Origin of the sequence: Vibrio rotiferianus CAIM 577 = LMG 21460, from assembly GCF_002741985.1 — a bacterium.
Classification (GTDB): Bacteria; Pseudomonadota; Gammaproteobacteria; order Enterobacterales; family Vibrionaceae; genus Vibrio; species Vibrio rotiferianus.
This window is the reverse complement of the sequence record NZ_APHW01000013.1, coordinates 113,011-133,625: the sequence shown is the minus strand read 5'-3', so window position 1 is coordinate 133,625 and position 20,615 is coordinate 113,011. Positions and strand designations below refer to the sequence as shown.

At 44.6% G+C, this 20,615-nt stretch carries 12 protein-coding genes and 3 pseudogenes; 1 reads left to right on the top strand and 14 read right to left on the bottom strand.

Annotated features, from left to right (window positions below; genetic code table 11):
* Positions 1 to 49: 49 nt before the first annotated feature.
* The 11 genes and pseudogenes from B853_RS06175 to B853_RS06130 all read right to left on the bottom strand — a co-directional run bounded on the left by B853_RS06175 (position 50) and on the right by B853_RS06130 (position 17,322).
* A complete protein-coding gene (locus B853_RS06175; RefSeq protein WP_038884151.1) occupies positions 50 to 1,483 on the bottom strand; it encodes an NUDIX domain-containing protein in 1,434 nt (477 codons plus the stop codon).
* Positions 1,484 to 1,819: 336 nt separating this feature from the next.
* Positions 1,820 to 2,293, bottom strand: coding sequence for a GNAT family N-acetyltransferase (locus B853_RS06170; protein WP_038884152.1), 474 nt, complete (start codon positions 2,291 to 2,293; stop codon positions 1,820 to 1,822).
* A 159-nt stretch (positions 2,294 to 2,452) separates the two neighbouring features.
* Positions 2,453 to 4,098: pseudogene (locus tag B853_RS06165) on the bottom strand (AMP-binding protein).
* 126 nt (positions 4,099 to 4,224) lie between these two features.
* Positions 4,225 to 4,332, bottom strand: a pseudogene (locus B853_RS26790) (acetyl-coenzyme A synthetase N-terminal domain-containing protein); the annotation flags it as partial.
* Positions 4,333 to 4,393: 61 nt separating this feature from the next.
* A complete protein-coding gene (prpF, locus tag B853_RS06160; protein ID WP_038884155.1) occupies positions 4,394 to 5,581 on the bottom strand; it encodes a 2-methylaconitate cis-trans isomerase PrpF in 1,188 nt (395 codons plus the stop codon).
* A gap of 23 nt (positions 5,582 to 5,604) precedes the next feature.
* Positions 5,605 to 8,216, bottom strand: a pseudogene (gene acnD / locus B853_RS06155) (Fe/S-dependent 2-methylisocitrate dehydratase AcnD).
* A 132-nt stretch (positions 8,217 to 8,348) separates the two neighbouring features.
* Positions 8,349 to 9,491 carry a bifunctional 2-methylcitrate synthase/citrate synthase gene (gene prpC / locus B853_RS06150; protein WP_038884158.1) on the bottom strand — a complete coding sequence of 381 codons (1,143 nt, stop codon included), beginning with the start codon at positions 9,489 to 9,491 and terminating at the stop codon, positions 8,349 to 8,351.
* A 131-nt stretch (positions 9,492 to 9,622) separates the two neighbouring features.
* Entirely contained in the window at positions 9,623 to 10,519 is an 897-nt protein-coding gene (gene prpB, locus B853_RS06145; protein ID WP_038884159.1) for a methylisocitrate lyase, read from the bottom strand.
* Between the two features lie 12 nt (positions 10,520 to 10,531).
* On the bottom strand, positions 10,532 to 11,251 hold the full coding sequence (locus B853_RS06140; RefSeq protein ID WP_038884161.1) for a GntR family transcriptional regulator: 720 nt from the start codon (positions 11,249 to 11,251) through the stop codon (positions 10,532 to 10,534).
* A gap of 582 nt (positions 11,252 to 11,833) precedes the next feature.
* Complete coding sequence (locus B853_RS06135; protein WP_038884162.1) at positions 11,834 to 15,004, bottom strand: HD domain-containing phosphohydrolase; 3,171 nt, start codon at positions 15,002 to 15,004, stop codon at positions 11,834 to 11,836.
* Positions 15,005 to 15,303: 299 nt separating this feature from the next.
* Positions 15,304 to 17,322, bottom strand: a complete 2,019-nt coding sequence (locus B853_RS06130; protein ID WP_038884164.1) for a methyl-accepting chemotaxis protein — start codon at positions 17,320 to 17,322, stop codon at positions 15,304 to 15,306.
* A 149-nt stretch (positions 17,323 to 17,471) separates the two neighbouring features.
* On the opposite strand from B853_RS06130, the gene B853_RS06125 reads away from it, so the two are divergent.
* Positions 17,472 to 17,951: a C40 family peptidase gene (locus B853_RS06125; protein ID WP_038884165.1), complete on the top strand. Its 480-nt coding sequence runs from the start codon at positions 17,472 to 17,474 to the stop codon at positions 17,949 to 17,951.
* 36 nt (positions 17,952 to 17,987) lie between these two features.
* Here the strand turns inward: B853_RS06125 and B853_RS06120 are convergent, their stop codons facing one another.
* The 3 genes from B853_RS06120 to B853_RS06110 form a co-directional block, all read right to left on the bottom strand.
* Positions 17,988 to 18,332 (bottom strand): DUF3802 family protein, encoded by a 345-nt coding sequence (locus B853_RS06120; RefSeq protein WP_010448125.1) that lies wholly within the window; start codon positions 18,330 to 18,332, stop codon positions 17,988 to 17,990.
* A gap of 126 nt (positions 18,333 to 18,458) precedes the next feature.
* Positions 18,459 to 19,433 carry a GGDEF domain-containing protein gene (locus B853_RS06115; RefSeq protein ID WP_038884166.1) on the bottom strand — a complete coding sequence of 325 codons (975 nt, stop codon included), beginning with the start codon at positions 19,431 to 19,433 and terminating at the stop codon, positions 18,459 to 18,461.
* Complete coding sequence (locus tag B853_RS06110; RefSeq protein WP_038884167.1) at positions 19,433 to 20,404, bottom strand: response regulator; 972 nt, start codon at positions 20,402 to 20,404, stop codon at positions 19,433 to 19,435. Before B853_RS06110 ends, B853_RS06115 begins: the two co-directional genes overlap by 1 nt.
* Positions 20,405 to 20,615: the final 211 nt, after the last annotated feature.

The following is a 20,615-nucleotide window of genomic DNA, read 5'->3' as shown; positions in this document are numbered from 1 at the left end:
TACCAAAAGGATAGAAGTAAAAAGCCTCGCGTTAATGCGAGGCTTTCTTTTAGGACAAGACCGTTTTTTGCAGAGTCAGCTTTCGTGCGATAGCGACAAAAATTAGCATTAATAATGGGTACTTTAACGTTGCTGTAATTAGAGACCATAACCCACTATAAGCGACTAACTGACTTAGATAGTCCCAAACCTGATTCGCAAACAGCAAAATTAAAATCAGGTACAACATTTGCTGAAATGTGAGTCGAACTTCATTATCTCTAAATGTGATAACAACAGCGGAAGCCGTTACAAGTATGGCTAACCAAGCAGCAAAAACGGGTCGCGGCCAAATTACGGAGATAACAGCTGTAATACAAGTGACCGTCAACCAAACACTCTTCGCGCAAAGTAGGTTATCAACATCAACTTCTGGGTTACTTTCCAACCTTAAAATATGCCAAGCAACCAGTGAACCAAATACAGCACCAATCAACATGTCCAATATAAATGCCGTACCTAGATAGAACTTACAGAACATCACCAAAACGGTTAATGTAACTGCACCCATCGTTATACGATTCATCCCGAAGGACTCTGTTCGTTGGAATATAAACATGCCAACACAAAACCAAACAGCAATTGGAAGGCTTGGGAAACTAAATCCATAGCTCTTAGTTAATTCTGCCATCGGTAAATATACATGCGGCCTAGGTAGAGAAAAGCCCTGCTGAGCGACTAAGGACATTATCGAAGTAATTGATACTGCAAAGAAAAGTCGGTATACAAACCGACCGTCGAAACGCATCATTACATAGGGAAACAGCAGTAACAGCATGACGGGTGAGGTTAGAAAAGTTACTGCTTTCGCAAAGTTACATGCAGAACTTTCACTCGTATCTGAAAAAGAACCAACAAAACTTTGTAAGTTGGTCATCCAATACAGTTCAAGTTGACGAAAGCTAGGTGCAGACTCAACCAACTGGCTGACATACAAGACTTCTTGATTAGTAGCTTCTTGGATAAAGGATTTTACCTGTTGCCACTGGCTAGGATACCGATAAAGGCTCGAAGGTAATGATTCAGCCTGCATTAACATCGTAGACGCAACTTCAACTCCATAATGAGGAGCGAACCAACTCGGCATTTCGTTAGCATCAAGCATGTTGTTTTGAGAAAAAGCAATAATTTCAGAGTCCGATATACAGTCAAAAATGACTGCCGTCTCTGTTCTTCCAAGCTCTTCTCCAACTGTCACTGACAAACCAGCTTCTTCCCATGTTTCTCGCTGGGCAGCGACCTTCGCAGGTTCCCCTGCAATGATGGTTCCGCCAGGTAGGGAAATTCTGTCAGTCAGAATCTCATGAACCAATACGACCTTTTCATCGGCCTTCACGACACAAAGTGCACCTTTTATGGCAGTTGAATCAGAGGCAGCAAATACGCTCCCTGAAACAATAGATGACACCGACAAAAATATGAGAATAAACAAAGATCTCAGCACAAAAAAACCTTAAATAATACAAGCCACGCAGACATATAATGTCTACGCCACAAATATTTTACGACAAAAATTAAGTAACAAGTTGTAGAATTGCTACCTAACGCATATTCACTATAGCAAACATCAGAAACTGATTTTCAATTGACTTAGCTCAGACACTAGACCAACTGAGCGCGAGATTCTGCCAGTATTATCAGAATTATGTCAGAAATTTTGACATGGAAAATATCATTTCTCAACAATGACACACCATCAGATTGCATTGAATTCACGATACGAATGGTAGAAAACTCAAAGCACAGGGTTACCTATTAGAAGTGTGCTCACATGCCCTTTTTATAGCGATTTTCTTAACCAATGAATATGATGCCCAAAACCTTGGTTCTCATAGAGAGAAATCGCTGTCTGGTTAAAGTCCCAAACCTCAACAAACATCTGTTTCACTCCATAATCAACGAATGTCGCCTCTATCTTCTCAATCAGAGCTTTTGCAGTACCCTGTTTACGATACTCTGGTAAGACGTAGAGCTCATCAACACTTCCCATCATGACAGGTTTACTAACCGTAGAAATAAGCTCGCAGAAATGCCCAGACACAAAGCCGATGATCTCATCCTCTACTCTAGCGACATAAACCAAACATTCAGGATTATCGAGATAGCGAGCAATGCTCTTTTCTTGTTCGATTTCTTCTGCGGTTTTAAACAGCTCTGGGGATTGAATGTGGTGTTCATCATGCAACTCAAACATTAGGTCGTTAAGTTGCTCAAGATCGTCAAAAAGCGCTGGTTTGATTACAAAAGTAGACATAAGAACTAAGCCAAAAATAAGAATCCATATAGTGTGTGTTTAAACATGCATTTAGGCAAGCAGGAATGCAAAAGCCTCTTGCCGACAAAGCAAGAGGCCTCGATGTTTGTGCTTGCTCCTAGGTAACCTAAGGGTACAGTTACTTAAGATCTTACTTAGCTAGCCACGTTTAAGCACTCGTTCGATTTCGCCTAAACTGGATGGATCATCAATGGTTGATGGCACCACGTATTGCTCACCATCGGCTATTTGACGAATGGTTCTTCGCAAAATTTTGCCTGAGCGTGTCTTTGGCAAACGATCGACAACCAGCGCATGTTTAAAGCAAGCCACAGCACCAATCTCGTTGCGCACTTTACCCACCAACTCACCTTCTAGCGTTAGATCATCAATCTTCACACCATCTTTAAGAACCACGAAGCCAAGTGGTAGCTGTCCTTTTAACTCATCATGGATACCGACTACCGCACATTCCGCAATCGCTGGATGACCACCAACGATTTCTTCCATCTCACCGGTAGACAGACGGTGACCTGCGACGTTAATTACGTCATCAATACGACCCATGATAAACAGGTACCCCTCTTCATCTAGGTAACCGCCATCTCCCGATACGTAGTAACCCGGAAATTGACTTAGATAACCAGTCTCAAAGCGGTCATGGTTGCGCCAGACAGTCGGTAGACAGCTTGGTGGTAATGGGCGCTTCAAAGCGACAAAACCTTGTTGATTTGCGCCCACTGGCATGCCCATTTCGTTGAGAATCTCGACCTGATAGCCAGGAATCGGCTTGGTAGCAGAGCCCGCTTTTACTGGCATTACCTCGATACCGGTCGGATTGCCCGCGATTGCCCATCCTGTCTCGGTTTGCCACCAGTGGTCAATGACCGGCTTATCTGCTTTGCTTTCGACCCATTCTAGCGTTGGTGGATCAAGCGTTCGCCTGCCATAAAGATAGAGTCGAGATTGGACAAGTCGTATTGCTTAATGAACTCGCCTTCTGGGTCTTCTTTCTTAATTGCACGAAAAGCGGTTGGCGCGGAAAAAAGCACATCCACTTTGTATTCGTCACAAACACGCCAGAATGCACCCGGATCCGGTGTTCTCACTGGTTTGCCTTCAAATAGAATAGTTGTACAGCCATGAATCAACGGCGCGTACACAATGTAAGAGTGACCAACAACCCACCCTACATCCGATGCAGCCCAGAACACGCCATCTTGGGGGATGTTATAAATCGACGTCATCGAATATTTCATCGCTACGGCATGACCGCCATTGTCGCGCACCACGCCTTTTGGTTTCCCTGTTGTGCCAGAAGTATAGAGAATATAAAGAGGATCTGTTGCTAACACAGGGACACACGCATGAGGCAAAGCTTGTGCGTATTCTTGCTGCCAATCTAAATCACGTTCTAGATTAAGTTCGGCTTCGCACTGTGGGCGCTGAAGAACAAAGACTTTCTCTGGCTTCCAACGACTGTCCATAATGGCTTTATCAACCATTGGTTTGTATGGAATCACCTTATTGATTTCGATGCCACAAGACGCCGTCATGATGACTTTGGGTTCTGCGTCTTCAATTCGAACGGCAAGCTCATTCGGGGCAAAACCGCCAAACACCACCGAGTGAATCGCACCCAATCGAGCACACGCTAGCATCGCCATTGCCGCCTCTGGGATCATCGGCATATAGATGACCACACGATCGCCTTTGGTTACACCTCGGTTCGAAAGCATACCCGCAATTTTTGCCACTTGGTCACGCAGAGCTTGATAGCTGTATGTTTGTTTTTGCCCCGTCACTGGCGAATCATAAATCAGGGCGGTTTTGTCGCCTCTCCCTTGCTCGCAATGATAATCCAACGCGAGCCATGACGTGTTCAACACGCCGTCAGGAAACCAACGTTCAACCCCATGTTCGTCAGCTTGTAAGATGGTATTTGGCGCTTCAAACCAATCGATGTTTTCAGCTTGAGCACGCCAAAAGTTTTCCGGTTCATTTTGTGCCCAAAGGTATTCTTTTTGATATGCAGACATATTGCTTCCTCCAGTATGTCCTGACATTGCTTCTCTTAAGTATCACTACCATGCAATTGTGTTATTCAAAGACATTGGAGGGAACACGCACAAAGCCCTCCATCAGTATTCTCGCGCTGCGGCTCATGACGGCTTTCTCAACCACCCAACCTTGTTCTGTTTGTTTGGCTTTTGCCCCCACCTTAAGTGTTCCTGATGGATGCCCAAACGTCACAGATTCTTTCTTTCCGCCACCAGCAGCTAAGTTGACTAAGGTACCCGGAACGCATGCCGCCGAGGCAATAGCGACCGCCGCGGTTCCCATCATCGCGTGGTGAAGTTTGCCCATAGATAAAGCTCGGACGAGAATATCGACCTCACCTGCTTCTACGGTTTTACCACTCGACGATAAGTAGGATTTAGGCTGGGAAACAAACGCAATCTTAGGCGTGTGTTGACGTGTTTGAGCCTCTTCGAGCGAATCAATAAGGCCCATTTTTAGCGCGCCATAAGCACGAATGAACTCAAACCTTGCAAGAGCAGATTCATCGTTATTGATGTCATCTTGAAGCTCAGTGCCTTGGTAGCCAAGTGCTTCTGCATCAATGAAGATCGTCGGTATACCAGCGTTGATGAAGGTGGCATTAAAAGTCCCAACATCCGGTACGACCAAATCGTCTACTAGATTGCCGGTTGGAAACATGCTGCCTTCGCCATCAGCAGGGTCGACAAAATCAACTTGGATTTCTGCCGCAGGGAACGTCACACCATCAAGCTCAAACTCCCCTGTTTCTTGAACGAAACCATTTACGATTGGCACATGAATCAATATGGTTTTGCCAATATTTACCTGCCATACACGAACGGTAACGATGCCGTTTTGAGGAATACGATCTTCGTCGATCAACCCTGCATGAATGGCGAAAGGGCCGACTGCAGCAGAAAGGTTGCCACAGTTACCACTCCAATCGACAAATGGCTTATCTATTGATACTTGTCCGAACAGGTAATCAACGTCGTGATCGACTCGCTGACTGCGCGACACAATCACAGTTTTACTGGTGCTGGAAGTCGCGCCGCCCATGCCATCAATTTGTTTGGCATACGGGTCTGGGCTACCAATCACACGAAGTAGCAGTTTGTCTCTTGCCTCGCCTGCAACTTGCGCGGGCTGTGGCAAATCTTCAAGGTTGAAGAACACACCTTTACTCGTACCGCCGCGCATGTAAGTCGCCGGGACTTTGATTTGGCTTTGCATCTTGCTATCCATATCTTGCTCCGTTATTGCGCTATCTATTGCGAGAGGAAGTCTTGAGCAAAGCGCTGTAACACACCGCCCGCTTTGTACACGTGGACTTCATCTTCGGTATCGAGTCGACAAGTCACTGGTACATCAACCTTGTCGCCATTAGCACGGGTAATCACCAACGCCAAATCAGCACCAGGAGTGATATCGCCGATAACGTCATAAAGCTCAGTGCCATCTAATTCGAGCGTATTTCGGTTCACGCCATCTTTAAATTGCAGAGGAAGCACCCCCATCCCAACTAAATTGGTACGGTGAATACGCTCAAAACCTTCCGCGACAATCGCTTCTACACCCGCCAAGCGAACGCCTTTCGCCGCCCAATCTCGCGACGATCCTTGACCATAATCCGCACCTGCGACCACGATAAGCGGCTGCTTGCGATTCATGTAAGTCTCTATCGCTTCCCACATACGTGTCACTTTGCCTTCAGGTTCAACTCTCGCCAGCGATCCTTGCACGACTTCGCCATTTTCCTTGACCATTTCGTTGAACAACTTCGGGTTAGCGAAAGTGGCGCGCTGCGCGGTTAAGTGATCACCTCGGTGAGTCGCGTATGAGTTAAAGTCTTCTTCTGGCACGCCCATCTTCGCAAGGTACTCACCTGCGGCGCTGCTTGCCAAAATTGCGTTTGATGGCGACAAGTGGTCGGTCGTAATGTTATCGCCTAAAACGGCAAGAGGACGCATTGAAGACAGAGTTCGCTCACCAGCCAGTGCACCTTCCCCCTCCTTTTTGCCAGTAGGGAGGTCGACGGATATACGTACTCATCGGACGCCAATCGTAGAGCGGATTCGGGTTACGAGCCTCATCATTCAGTTTAAACATTTGAATGTAGACTTGATTAAACTGCTCTGGCTTAACGTACTCACCCACCACAGCATCAATTTCTTCATCCGTTGGCCACAAGTCATTGAGATAAACCGGCTTGCCGTCTTTGTCTTTGCCTAAAGAATCACGTTCGATATCAAAACGAATCGTACCGGCTAACGCGTAAGCAACGACCAAAGGTGGCGATGCTAAAAATGCTTGTTTTGCGTAAGGATGAATTCGACCATCAAAGTTGCGATTCCCCGAAAGTACCGCCGTTGAATACAGATCTCGGTCGATGATTTCTTGTTGGATTTTCGGGTCAAGTGCGCCACTCATACCGTTACAGGTTGTACACGCATAAGCCACGATACCAAAACCAAGCTTCTCCAATTCGGGGAGTAATCCAGATTCTTCAAGGTAGAGTCGAGCAACTTTAGAACCCGGTGCAAATGAAGACTTCACCCAAGGTTTGCGCACCAACCCAAGCTCATTCGCTTTCTTGGCGACAAGACCAGCCGCCACAACGTTTCTTGGGTTACTGGTGTTGGTGCAAGAAGTAATCGCCGCAATGATCACCGCGCCATCTGGAAGCTCGCCTTCCTTCTCTTGCCACTCGCCAGAAACACCACGCTCAGCAAGCTCTGAGGTTGGCAAACGACGATGAGGATTTGATGGACCTGCTAGATTGCGCCCGACTTGGGACAAATCGAACTCAAGCACGCGTTCGTAAACAGCCGTGTCTAAATCATCCGCCCACAGACCGGTTTGTTTGGCGTACTTCTCTACCAAGTCGACCTGTTGATCATCGCGCCCTGTCAGTTTGAGGTAATTAATGGTCTGCTCATCAATGTAGAACATCCCAGCGGTTGCGCCGTATTCTGGCGTCATGTTTGAGATGGTCGCGCGGTCACCAATGGTTAGATCCCGAGCCCCTTCGCCAAAGAATTCGAGATAGGATGAAACCACGCGTTCATTTCGCAGGAACTCGGTAATCGCCAACACGATATCGGTGGCGGTAATACCCGGTTGACGCTTACCAGTCAGCTTCACACCAACAATGTCTGGCAGACGCATCATCGACGGGCGACCAAGCATAACCGTCTCCGCCTCTAAACCGCCGACACCAATCGCAATAACGCCAAGTGAATCAACGTGGGGGGGTGTGACTGTCCGTGCCGACACAGGTATCTGGGTAAGCAATGCCTTGCTTGGCTTGCACAACCGGAGACATCTTCTCCAAGTTGATTTGGTGCATGATGCCGTTACCCGCAGGAATAACGCTAACGTTCTCAAACGCTGTTTTACACCATTCAATAAAATGGAATCGGTCTTCGTTTCTGCGCTCTTCTATTGCGCGGTTTTTCTCAAACGCGTCTGGGTCAAAGCCTGCGTGTTCGACTGCCAGTGAATGGTCAACGATCAACTGCGTTTCGACCACAGGGTTCACTTTCGCTGGGTCACCGCCTTGTTCGGCAATCGCATCACGCAAACCAGCGAGGTCGACTAATGCGGTTTGTCCAAGGATGTCATGACAAACCACACGTGCCGGATACCAAGGAAAATCAAGGTCACGCTTGCGTTCAATCAACTGTTTTAAGCTATCAGTGAGCGTATTTGGGTCACAGCGACGAACCAACTGCTCTGCTAAAACGCGTGAGGTGTATGGGAGCTTTTCATAGGCTCCTGGAGAAATATCGTTAACAGCTTCTCGGGTATCAAAATAATCGAGTTGGGTTCCCGGGAGCGGCTTACGATATTGAGTATTTATATTTGTGGTGATGCTCATGGGCTTGCTTCCGCTTTAGTGTACATCTTGTTCCTGAACGCACCGCGATACTGTTTTTGAAATGGATTCGCGATGAAAGAGACGCCCCTTGTGAATGCCATCAAGACAAAACTCACAAAGAGGCGTCACGCGCTAGCGTTGTTCGATTGGCACCCAGTCTTGATGATCCGGTCCGGTATAATCCGCACTTGGGCGAATGATTCGGTTGTTCGCACGTTGTTCATACACGTGCGCCGCCCAACCTGTCAGTCGGCTCATCACGAAGATTGGCGTGAACAATTTGGTTGGAATATCCATGAAGTGGTAAGCCGAAGCATGGAAGAAATCGGCATTACAGAACAGACCTTTCTCGCGCTTCATAACGGATTCCACACGCTCAGAGACCGCGTAAAGATGTGTGTCACCCACCTCTTTCGATAACGCTTCTGACCAACGCTTGATCAGTGCATTACGAGGGTCACTTTCACGATAAATCGCATGCCCAAAGCCCATGATTTTGTCTTTGTTCTCTAGCATTTGCAGAATATTGGCTTCTGCCTCATCTGGCGTTTGCCAATCTTGAATCATCTCCATCGCCGCTTCGTTTGCACCGCCATGAAGTGGACCACGCAACGTGCCGATAGCGGCTGTGATACAAGAATGAAGATCAGAAAGCGTAGAAGCACACACACGCGCCGCAAATGTTGAGGCATTAAACTCATGCTCTGCATAAAGGATCAAAGAACAGTGCATCACCTTTTTGTGCGTTTCACTTGGTGCTTGATCAGTAAGCAGTTTCAGGAAGTAGCCGCCAATACAGTCTTCGCTGTTATCGTGAGTTTTGATTCGTACGCCATCGTGGCTGAAGCGATACCAGTAACAGATGATCGCAGGGAAAAGCGCCAGCATTCGCTCAGTAGCATGGAGCTGTTGTTCAAAGTCCATTTCTTGCTCTAAGTTACCCAGCATAGAGCAACCTGTGCGCATAACATCCATCGGATGTGCGTCAGCAGGAATCAGCTCTAACGCTTGCTTAAGCTCCGCTGGTAAGCCACGCAGGCTCAATAGATGTGTCTTGTAGGCGTCTAGCTCTTGTTGATTAGGTAAGTGACCACGTAATAGTAAATGAGCTACTTCTTCAAATTGAGCATGATTTGCCAAGTCCGTAATATCGTAACCACGATACGTTAGACCTGTCCCCGTTTTACCGACAGTGCATAAAGCTGTGCTTCCAGCGCTTTGACCGCGTAGACCTGCGCCACCTATCTCAGCTTTCTTTTCTACAGAATGAGGCATTGTTGAACTCCTTTTCTGTCTGATTTGGCTCTCTTAAATCGGCTCTTTTGAATCAGACAATTTTCACGTTATTGGATTAGAGATTCTTAAATAGTATTTGTCTTGGGCTTCCGTTTGTTTCTTCGTTGACCTTATTTACCCTCCGAAAACAGCTTGTCTAACTTATTCTCGTAGTCGTGGTAATTAAGGTGCTCATACAGCTCTTTTCGTGTTTGCATTGAATCAAGCAACGCTTCTTGGTTGCCAACTTCTAGCAAGTGTTTGTAAACCATCTCGGCCGCTTTGTTCATCGCACGGAATGCGCTCAATGGGTACAAAACCATGTCCACGTTGGATTGGGCTAACTCTTCACAGCCGTATAGTGGCGTTTGTCCAAACTCAGTAATGTTGGCAAGAATCGGCACGTGCTTCCCTGTCGCGTCTTCGAGCGCTGCCGAGAACTGTTGATATTGGTCTAGCTGATTCATTGCCTCTGGGAAGATCATATCTGCGCCCGCTTCCACACATGCAATCGCTCGTTCAATCGCGCTATCCATGCCTTCCACCGCTAACGCATCAGTACGAGCCATAATGACAAAGCTCTCATCATTACGTGCATCCACCGCCGCTTTCACTCGGTCGACCATTTCTTGTTGGCTAACAATCGCTTTGTTCGGACGATGGCCACAGCGTTTCTGTGCCACTTGGTCTTCCATATGCACTGCCGCCGCACCCGCTTTTTCCATCGCCTTGATAGTGCGTGCGATGTTAAACGCACCACCAAAACCGGTATCGATATCGACCAATAACGGCAAATCACACGCGTTGGTGATACGGTCTACATCGACTAAAACATCGTTCAGTGTCGTAATGCCAAGATCTGGCAAGCCGTAAGACGCGTTAGCGATGCCGCCACCCGACAAATAGATAGCTTGGTGACCCAAATTTTTCGCCATCATGGCGCAGTATGGGTTAATGGTGCCGACGATCTGCAGCGGGTTGTTTTGCTCAATGGCGAGTCTGAACTTCGCCCCCGGAGATAAGCTCATGACAATTTCCTTCTAGTCTTGTTCTCTATCTTTACTTTCAGAATGTAAGATCTGTAATTCGATAAGTTTTCGGCTGCCTGAGATGTGCCTTCTCATCAGCATTTCTGCCAGTTCTTCATCACGGTTGCGAATCGCTTGCAGAATGAATTTGTGCTCGTTGAGTGCTTCATTAGGACGAGATTGCGCACGCGGTGATTGGTAACGATACATGCGCAGCAAGTGATACAGCTCGTCGCAAAGCAAAGAGATAAGCTTGCTGTTTCGACTCGCTTGAATGATTCGATAATGGAAGTCGAAGTCACCATGCTGGTGGAAGTAAGACGCCCCTTCAACTTCATCGATATGTTTGGAATGTGTCGACAATAGCATTTCCAAACTCAGTAACTCTTCTTGAGTGATATAGCGAGCCGCGAGTCTGGCAGCCATGCCTTCTAAAGCTTCGCGGACGGAATACAATTCGATGAGTTTTTCCGGAGAGAAAGTAATAACACGAGCACCAACATGCGGAATGCGCTCAATCAACCCAAGACCTTCAAGACGCATCATGGCCTCACGCAAAGGGCCTCTACTCACTTGATATTTCTTGGCTAATTCAGGCTCTGAGATTTTACTGCCCGGTTCGATTTCACCACTCACAATCGCTTCCACTAACGATTCGGTCAGCGATTCAGATTTAGTGTGCTCCTTCTCAGAGACAATCACTTTATGACGAGTTTTCAATTCTGTATTCATATTCAAAGCACTCGTATTTAGAAATCAAAGTGTCAACAATTTGTTAACCTGAATATAAAATAGACGATCAGATTGTCGACAATCAAGTAAATTGTCGACAATTTAGACTAAGGTATAGTACCAAGAAGGGTAATTAAGGTTGAAATCGACCATTAAACAAAAAGATTACTGAAGATTGTCGACAATTAAAGCCAAGTACATTCAAGAGTTAAAACAAAGTAGTAAATTAATTGAACAGTACTGGATGCGCACGTGTGTACACTAGTTGATGAGCTCTTGTATTTTCTGATGCCCCCTCAATGAAATCCTTCTAAACTCTGATCCTTGGAATCTATACCCAAGTAGCCTCGAGATGCTAGGTTCAGCGAGAATGACTTGGTTTGTAGACGCGCGGCGATTTAAAGGTCTAGTGGGTCTAAATCAAGAATCGACAACAAAGTATACAAGCCAAGGCCCTTACTATTTGTAAAGAGTGCCCTTTGGGAGCGTGTCATTGACTCGGTTTTTTATTAAACCAATGGCTACGTCAAACAACTTGGAAAGAACAGGCTATTACACTGCGTTGTTTTCCTTGCCCTCGAATCAATGACAACGCTCTGAATCCTGCACCTTGAAGTCACTTGGGTATATATATTTACTCACATCAACATGGTCAACCTGCTTGGAAGGTAAAAACGTATTGGCATACTCAAGATAAACACCACTTTCTAGAAACAGTTGGAATAGCTCCATATCCAAGTGTTCATCCAACGCCATTTTGTACATAATGTCGACTGCCACACTGACAGGTTTAGCCTTTTTATATGGCCTATCCGCTGCAGTTAACGCTTCAAATATATCTGCGATAACCAGAATTCTCTCAGGAACTGAAAGATCTTCAGCACTCAGCTTTCTAGGATAGCCAGAACCTTTTAGCGTCTCATGGTGCGTTGATGCATATCGAGGCACATTGCGTAGCTCAGGAGGAAACGGCAGCGCCTCAAGCATCTTTATACCGCTTATCATATGTTCATTAATTTTATAGCGATCTTCAGCTGTCAATGTACCGCGAGAAATAGATAAGTTATAAACCTCACCCATGTTGTATTGGTGTTCTGGAACCTGCATTTTGATCCCATGCTTAGGATCAAACTCCACTGGGCGTATACGATGAATAATATGTTCCGGCTTGTCAGCTAATAGCTTCTCAACAACAGGCAAGTTTGCGCTGTTTTCTTTTTTATTCAGCTCTTCAAACGGAGACAAACCCAGACGGTCATCGAAGTGCCTTAACCAAGTTTGTTGAGCGATCTGTTTGATTCGCTCTACCTTCTCATCACTCATAAACTCACCACCAATGTTTGCCTGAGCGATAAATTCAAAGTCATCGGTTAACTTACGTTTCTTTTCATAGAAGATGTCTCTCGCTTCTTCTTTTGTTAACTCACCAGACAGTATCGTTTTCAAATATTGGATTTCTGCATCACGCCACAATACTTCAAAGCGTGTGCGTATTTCATGAATTCGGTTATAGTTTGCTTCTAACTTGGTGCCTTTATCTACAATATGCTCTGGGGTTGTAATCTTACCGCAGTCATGAAGCCATGCAGCAATTCGAAACTCCCGTCGCTCATCTGCGTTATTGAACTTAAAGTCTTTAAATTTACCACTAGTACTGGCTTCAGCCGCTTCAGCCAGCATCAAACCAATTTCTGGAACACGATTACAGTGCCCTGCTGTATAAGGCGATTTGTCATCGATAGCCTGAGCAATAAGGCGCATAAAGGCTTCAACAAACTCATCCTGTTGTTTCTCATGACGTTGAATTTCCTCAGCCATCTCAACGACCGAGTCTGATAACTCAGATACTTCTTTAATTCGAGTATTTACTGCCATCGAGTTGCCGAAGTTCCTTGCTTTTATCTGCTCAGTGACCTCTCTAAGCTCTGTAATTGGACGAACAATTGGAGAACCGAACTTCCATGCTAGCGGTATTAACCCCATCATGACCAAGCCGGTGGCTAACGTTGAGGTAACCAGCTTGGAAAATACTTGCTCGGTAACTACAGACTGAGGGATAACCACGGCAAAGTATTCAACACTTCTGCCATTGGTGACCAAAGGTGTCACATACACGTACTTCACTTCACCATTTATCCTAACTGGTATCATGCTGTCGTGTTTTTCACTGTCTTTGGTAATTTCGTATATTTCTGGGTAAGGCACAAAGCTGCCGCGCCATTGGCTCGAATCCAACCATTTTTCATTGAGTGCAACTTTTTGCTCAGCAGTAATCGCTGATAGCGCTTGGTTGACTATCGCTAATACTGAGCCATCTGACTCTTTCATGAAAAGATGGTAACTCGGCTTTTCGCTAGTTTTTAGCGTGGTTAATTCAATTGAATTACGAGAATCTAAACTCTTGAGTTCTTCTAAGGTGTGATAGTTATCAATCAGATAATCGATTTGGCCTTTTTGAAGAGCTTCTTTTGCTATGTCTAAGCTAGGGAGCTCTAAGATGTTTAGCGTTGAATAACGGTCTAACAGCCATCCTTTTAGACCAAAACTGCTTACAACACCAACCTTCTGTTGCTGGAAGCCATCAAGCCCCTTTGGCACATTTTTAATTCCTCGGCTTGCAATGGCTAACTCGCCATCAAACATTGACACACTTTGATATCCCAACCCTTTTGCGCCTTTAGCCACCGAGTGCAAAATGTCGATATCATTTTGAATATACTTGTCTACCAATGTTTTTGAGTCAAAACCATTTATAAACTCTATCTGGAGCCCTGTTTGCTCAGCGACAAGGCGAAGCATATCGACAGAATAACCATTTGGTTGACCCGCCTGAGCGTAATCATAAGGTCCCCAATCATTTTGGTTTGAAACCATTAGCGAACGGGTATTCATTATAATTTGCTGCTGTTCGGGACTCAGTTTCAATGGCTTAGAGTTAGGAATCTCCACGGGAGCAAACAAGGAGATGTTTGATGCGATAACCTCCCCTTTATTATTGAAAACAAACGACTCTGCACCGCTATCTTCACTCATCCCTAGTTCTGAAGGCTTTATTTTTTCGTTTATCGCTGACAGAACAATATCGACACCAATGACTGCTTGTTTACTTCTGACTGAATACGTTTGTCCGGTGATTTTTAAGTGTTGGAACAAGTAAGGATCAGTTTTGTAGATACCATCCTGAGTTGCGGCATCAAACCATGGTCGTTGAGTTGGAAAGTAGTTACTTGTTTCAGTACTGCTCTTTGTTAATTCAAACTTTTCGGTGAAATACTGTGTTTGTCTCAGCCTTAAATCACCTTCACCATTTATCTTAATGATGACCCAACGATCTTCTGGATCAGCATCAATCTTTTCCCTGACAATTGGAGACGACGCTAAATTAATGATTTGATAGAAATCATCTGTTTCAGTTCCAAAATACAGACTGTAAAAAAGAGGGTTATCTTTCAATACTTGTGTGAATATTTGCCTAGTTTCATTTTCGCTAAACTGATGCTGTGTAGCGATCGACACACTTCTAAGTATGCTTGCACTGCTTGCCGCATTAGTATCAACTTGCTGTATATACTCACTCACCTCAGTCGTTGCCATAACGAGCTTGGATAGCACATGCTCTTGAGACATCTGCTTGCCAAAATAGTACTGTAAAGAGATCGCAATAAACGCAGTGACTGCCGTTGCAAACAAAAACAGGCTACCAACGGTAAAACGAATTGAAAACTTACGCGAATGTAATGGTTCAGACTTCATTCTATAGTGCCCTCCGTTGGCATCGATGGAATGTGAGGTCTATGTCGAAACTAGGACATCTTGTGTATGTATTTTGTGATTTCCTAATACAAAACCATTATTCAACGAGTTGCTTTATATATCAACTCAGGCATTTATAAATACGTGTAATTACATTTTGTATATCAAGGAGTTTGCGCAAGGTTGTATTTTTACCGCAACACGAGTCAGTGGCTATTAGCTTTAGCCCACCTTAATACATGGAAAGCAAAAAGGCAGAGCATTTGCCCTACCTTTAATCTTTGGAAGTTGAATAAGTATTAAATCGTTTGATGCAGCTGATACTTGTGTAACATTGCTTGCTGATGCCCTGCTATTTCTGCAACTTGCTCTGAGTTTGCAACCATAGAATCCAAACGGAGTTTTGTTAACTCACCTTGTTCTGAAATGCGGGTTATTGAACGAGAAACATCAGCCGTAGCACGGTCTTGTTCTTCTGTTGCTACGGATATCTGCTCAATTCTCTGCTGAATATGTTTTACGGCTACATTAATATCTGAGAAAACAATTTTAACGTCGTCGCTCGATTGCAGTGCTCGTGTCATCTCTTCTCGAGAGTCTATGACTGCTCTACGCGAGCCTTCTGCTGCGGCCACTAGCTCTTTCATCATTTCACGAATGTTGGTGGTTTGTTGAGATGTCCCACTGGCCAATTTACGAACTTCATCCGCAACAACAGCAAACCCACGGCCTTGTTCACCTGCACGAGCCGCCTCAATTGCCGCATTGAGAGCCAGCAAATTAGTATTCTCAGCAATACTACTGATAACCTCGACCATCTCATAAATTTTCTTAACTCTCTGATCCAACTCAAGCATAGAGTCTTCATTAGCAGTGAGTGCTTGGGCCAAAGAAGCAAGGCGTTCTCGGTTTTGGTCGACCACCTCAACACCCTTCATCGTACTATTTGTTGCGGCTTGCGAGTCCTCAAATGAGGCAGCGGTGATTACAGCGATCTCCTTTATAGATGCCTCTAACTGCTTAACAGTAGTAACCATGCATATTAAGGCTTCATTTTGCGAGCTCAAACTCTGATTAGATTGCTCCGCCGCTTCGTAGCTAATTTCTGCTGTTTGATAGAGCGTTTCGCAATTGCGCGTAACCAATGCTATGGATTCATGTGTTGAATCAATAACCTGGTTGAGCTTTCTTGCAATATCCTTCATTTCTCTTGGCCCTATTGCGACAGCATTTGAACGTAGGTCGTGCTCAGTTAATAAAGACAACTCATGTGTAATGTTGTTCAGCCCTCTATTAACCCACGCTCTTATACCAACCCAAGAAATAACAATGAGACAAGCCAATAAGCTGCAACTCATTACAACTATGAAGCTCGCTTCCTTAATGGTTAGCTGTACGATCCTCTCTCTGTCGTCAATTAAGTTACGTGCGGCTTCAGAGACTTGACTTAATAACGCAATGGTTTGATTAGAAAGCTGTGAGGCTCTCTCAAGGTCAACTTTTTGTTGTTCTGTTTGCTGTAACTTACCAAGGATCCTATGGAGGAGCCCACCCTCTTCAAAACCAGCTTGTACCATCTCATAGGGTGCGCTTAAGCTCGTAAACTCAGAGATTTCAGGGTGCCAAGCCTTAAAGTCATCATACGCGAGGTGAATACCCGCAATTCGATTCCTCAGCTCTCGATACTCTTGCTCGGCTTCTTCCAACTCTGTTTGCATCATCATTAACAGGAATGTACTTTCCATCGAACTTGCGGAAGCAATAAAACGATTTGCTGCATCGGCTGATTCTGAATTATCAATACTAAGAAATGAACTAATTCGATTCATTTCTGGGCCAATTGAGCTTAAACCATATCGAAACTCACTCAGTTCACTGTTAATCTCAGCTTGAATCTGGATTACAGATGCTTGTGTGGAAAGAACGACTGTCGTTATGCTGTGTAAGTCATCTAAATTCTCAGCAAGCATCTGAGAGAGATGGAAATCAACTCCTGAAGTTTGATTGACCAATTCGTTGGTCTGAGAGGCAAGTTCAATCAATTGAGCTCTTATCAAGCTAAGCTGATTGGGCTCCGTTACTTGCATACCGACGTTGAGTAACTTGATTTGTTCCAAGACATTTTTTGTTAGCGCAGCATTAGCCATCGCCATGGGCAGCGCTTTTGTGGAAAGATCATCAAACTCGACCCCAACTCGCTCCATTCCTTTGAAACTTGACGCAGATAAAGCTATAACAAGAGCAAGTATAGTGACGAATGTAATAGTGATGGTTTGTACCAGTGACAATGAAATACTTGAACGTTTGCGGCTTGTCATAATGTCCACGCTTTACTCTAGTTAGGGCTCAGTCATCACTCTTGGATTGTCACGAAAATGAGACTTAAGTGTGATTTTTAGCCCATCTTATTGAGTGCTTATGACGGTAAGATTTCATTAATAAGACAATAGGATTAAATGCAGACAGGATGCGATATATAAAATTTTCGTTATTATTCAGCCTATTACTAGTAGGCTGCTCGTCTAGCCCAGGCAATAGCCCTACAACTGACCAGCGCTTAAGTTCGGCACAATTGCTCTCCGATACTCCGGCATTAAATGACTTCTATGTCGAATGGCAAGGCACACCATATCGCTATGGCGGAAATCAGAAAAATGGTATTGATTGCTCCGCCTTTGTGCAAAAAGCTTTTGTTGAGGCATACCAATTAACACTACCTCGAACAACTAAGGAACAATCAAAACAAGGTATAAAACTGGATTGGCAAGATGCGAGAAAAGGCGATCTCGTCTTCTTTAAGACGAAGAGGACAACGTACCACGTAGGCATCTACCTCGGAGATATGCAGTTTATGCACGCATCTACATCCAAAGGTGTGATTATATCAAGGTTAGATAACCCCTACTGGTCATCTAAATTTTGGCAAGTAAGAAGAGTCACCCTGTAACTCTTCTTCTATTAAAAGGACTCAGAGCAACCCAAACTAATCGTATGTCGCGACAGCGGTATCAAATAGGTTCTTAACTAAGGCAATGTATTCGTCAAGGAAGGTAATCTGTTCGTTTGTCGCTTTTCTATGCCAAACGCCCGCAAGCACTTCGCTTAGGTCTTCGACTACAGCGTCAGCCTCTTTTAGAAGCTTAAAGCGAACACTTGAGTGAAGCTCAGGGTTCTGTTCAAAGATCGCCATGATGTTGGAGGCAACCATGTCGGTTACTACATCTTCAATGCTTTCTGAACCTGTATCGCCGGTTCCTGAAGTAAAAATATCGAGGTTTAGCGACAAGTGCTCAATTAGAGCCAGATATCCATCGGTTTCTACAACCACTTCTATTCTCCGTTTGGTGCTGGCTTTCACTGTGGAAAGCGAATAGTTTCAATACTAAGACATGCCAAAAAAATTTCATTAACTAATTTCATATATATCAAAATTAGTCAATTAACTGGACGAATATCAACCAATTTTATGCATTTCTTGTTGACTGCATGTTTGGTTTCGCCCGCCTTCTTTTGCACGATATAGTGCTGAATCGGCAGACTTCAGCCATTGAGTATGACTATCAAACTGAGATTTATACTCGCAAACGCCAAGACTTATCGTGTAGTTAATCAAAAACTCTTCAACTTTTACGATTTCTTGCTCAATTCGCTTTCTCAAACGCTCTGCAAAGTACTTTGCTTGCTCCTCACTTGTGTTGGGTAATAGTACTGTAAATTCCTCACCACCAAAGCGACCACAAATATCACTCCCTCTCGCTGTGCGTTTCAGCAAGTTAGCGGTTCGACGGATCACCTCGTCCCCCGTATGGTGTCCGTATGTGTCATTCACTTTCTTAAAATGGTCGATATCAAAAATAACCAAAGAACATGGGGTTTCCATGCATTTAAGTCTAGCGAACTCCTCTTTAAAAGCTTGCTCCCAAAACGCTCGATTAAATAACCCTGTAAGCCCATCTTTTCTACTGATTTCAGAAAGATGCAAGTTCGTCTCTTTTAAATGGATTCGGTTACGTGCCGTTTCAGAAACATCATTAACTTGTATAGCGATATGATTTATCTCGCCGGAAAGTGAATGCAACGGTGTTATTACGATATCTTGATACATGTAATTACTGCCGTTAGAAACAGGGGAGAAATTCTGAAACTTGAAAAGATAAGGTCGATTCTCCCAACTAGAAAAAGAACGTGTTTCTAGATCCGCTGCGGTTTTGATTTTCGTTTCTAACCACGTTCTCGGTAGGTCTTCAAAATGGTCAAAGAGACAACGCCCCAAAATGTTCTGTGACAATACCCCACTGTATGACTGCATAAAGCCATTCCAGACACACACCTTATACTCCCGGTCAATCACCACCAATCCTGAATCCATCGTATCAAGAATTTGAGTAACCCAGTGAAAGTCAGCAATATCTAACGTAATCTCAGACATCAAATTAGCTCCATGATTTCATATATGATTTCCACAGACGACTTGTCGATTAAGAAAAGGACCTCACACTCAAAATCAAGGGACTCAGCCATGTAAGTGTATTCAATAGTAAAGAGCTCGCCAGCCTCTTCGCTCTCTTCTTTGAAAGGGGAGACAGTGTCAATAATGGCTGGTTGGCGTAAGGAGAATTGTTTGTCGAGTTGGCTCCCCAAAGAGGTGAGGAAAGAAGATACCAAAAGGTTTGCGATGTTTAAGATAATTTCATTCGACGGCGTAAACTCCAGCAAATATCCCAACTTTTCGCCAATGAGATTGATGTCCTTACCGCGCAAACAAACCAGCGCTTCACCATGAACACCACCACCAACGAAGCGCTGAGAGACAGCCACAGATCGTTCTCTACCCAAAACATCCACCAATGTCATGTGAAGCTCACCGTATGACAATGGACCGACGTGAGGAACTGGCAATTGTATAAACTCACTCAGGTGGTCAGCCATAATTGCTGCACCTTTACCTAAGGCGATATTGGCAACTTCACGGAATTTTGCAATTGGAGACAGTGTTGCTGACTTTGTTTGCTCACTTGTACTTGCTGGGCTCATTAACGCATAGTGAAGCCCTAAACGAGTAAACAAAGGCACAATTTCTTGCTCAGAAAACGGTTTTTCCACGAAATCAAGCGCGCCTAACTCAAGACACCTCTGCTTTGCTTCTTGCTGTACGTCACCAGAAATGACGACCACTTTTGTTTCATAGGTACTCACTGGCAATGATTCGAGTAGTTCAAAGCCATCCATTACTGGCATAGTCAAATCTAAGAACAAAACGTCTATGTTTTGTTCCATCATAATTTGAAGCGCCTCGTAACCATCCTGAGCTTCGAGCAATTGCAGCGATGGCTCTTGCAAAATAGAACGAATAACCAACTTTCGTGCTACTGCCGAGTCGTCACATATGAGTATTTTCATATCACCTATGGAACTAAAGTCAAAAAAAGAATAATACTCGTTGTATAGAGACACCGCCATATGGTAGTGACGTAAATCAGTCACTTATAAGAGACTTGATTCACAGTTATGCAATTTATTAACATTTCCAACATATTTTGTTGCCGAAGTTTGCTCTATTACCCGTCAATCCTTCGCCACTTCATCTAAACTATTGGAGGTTAAGTGGATT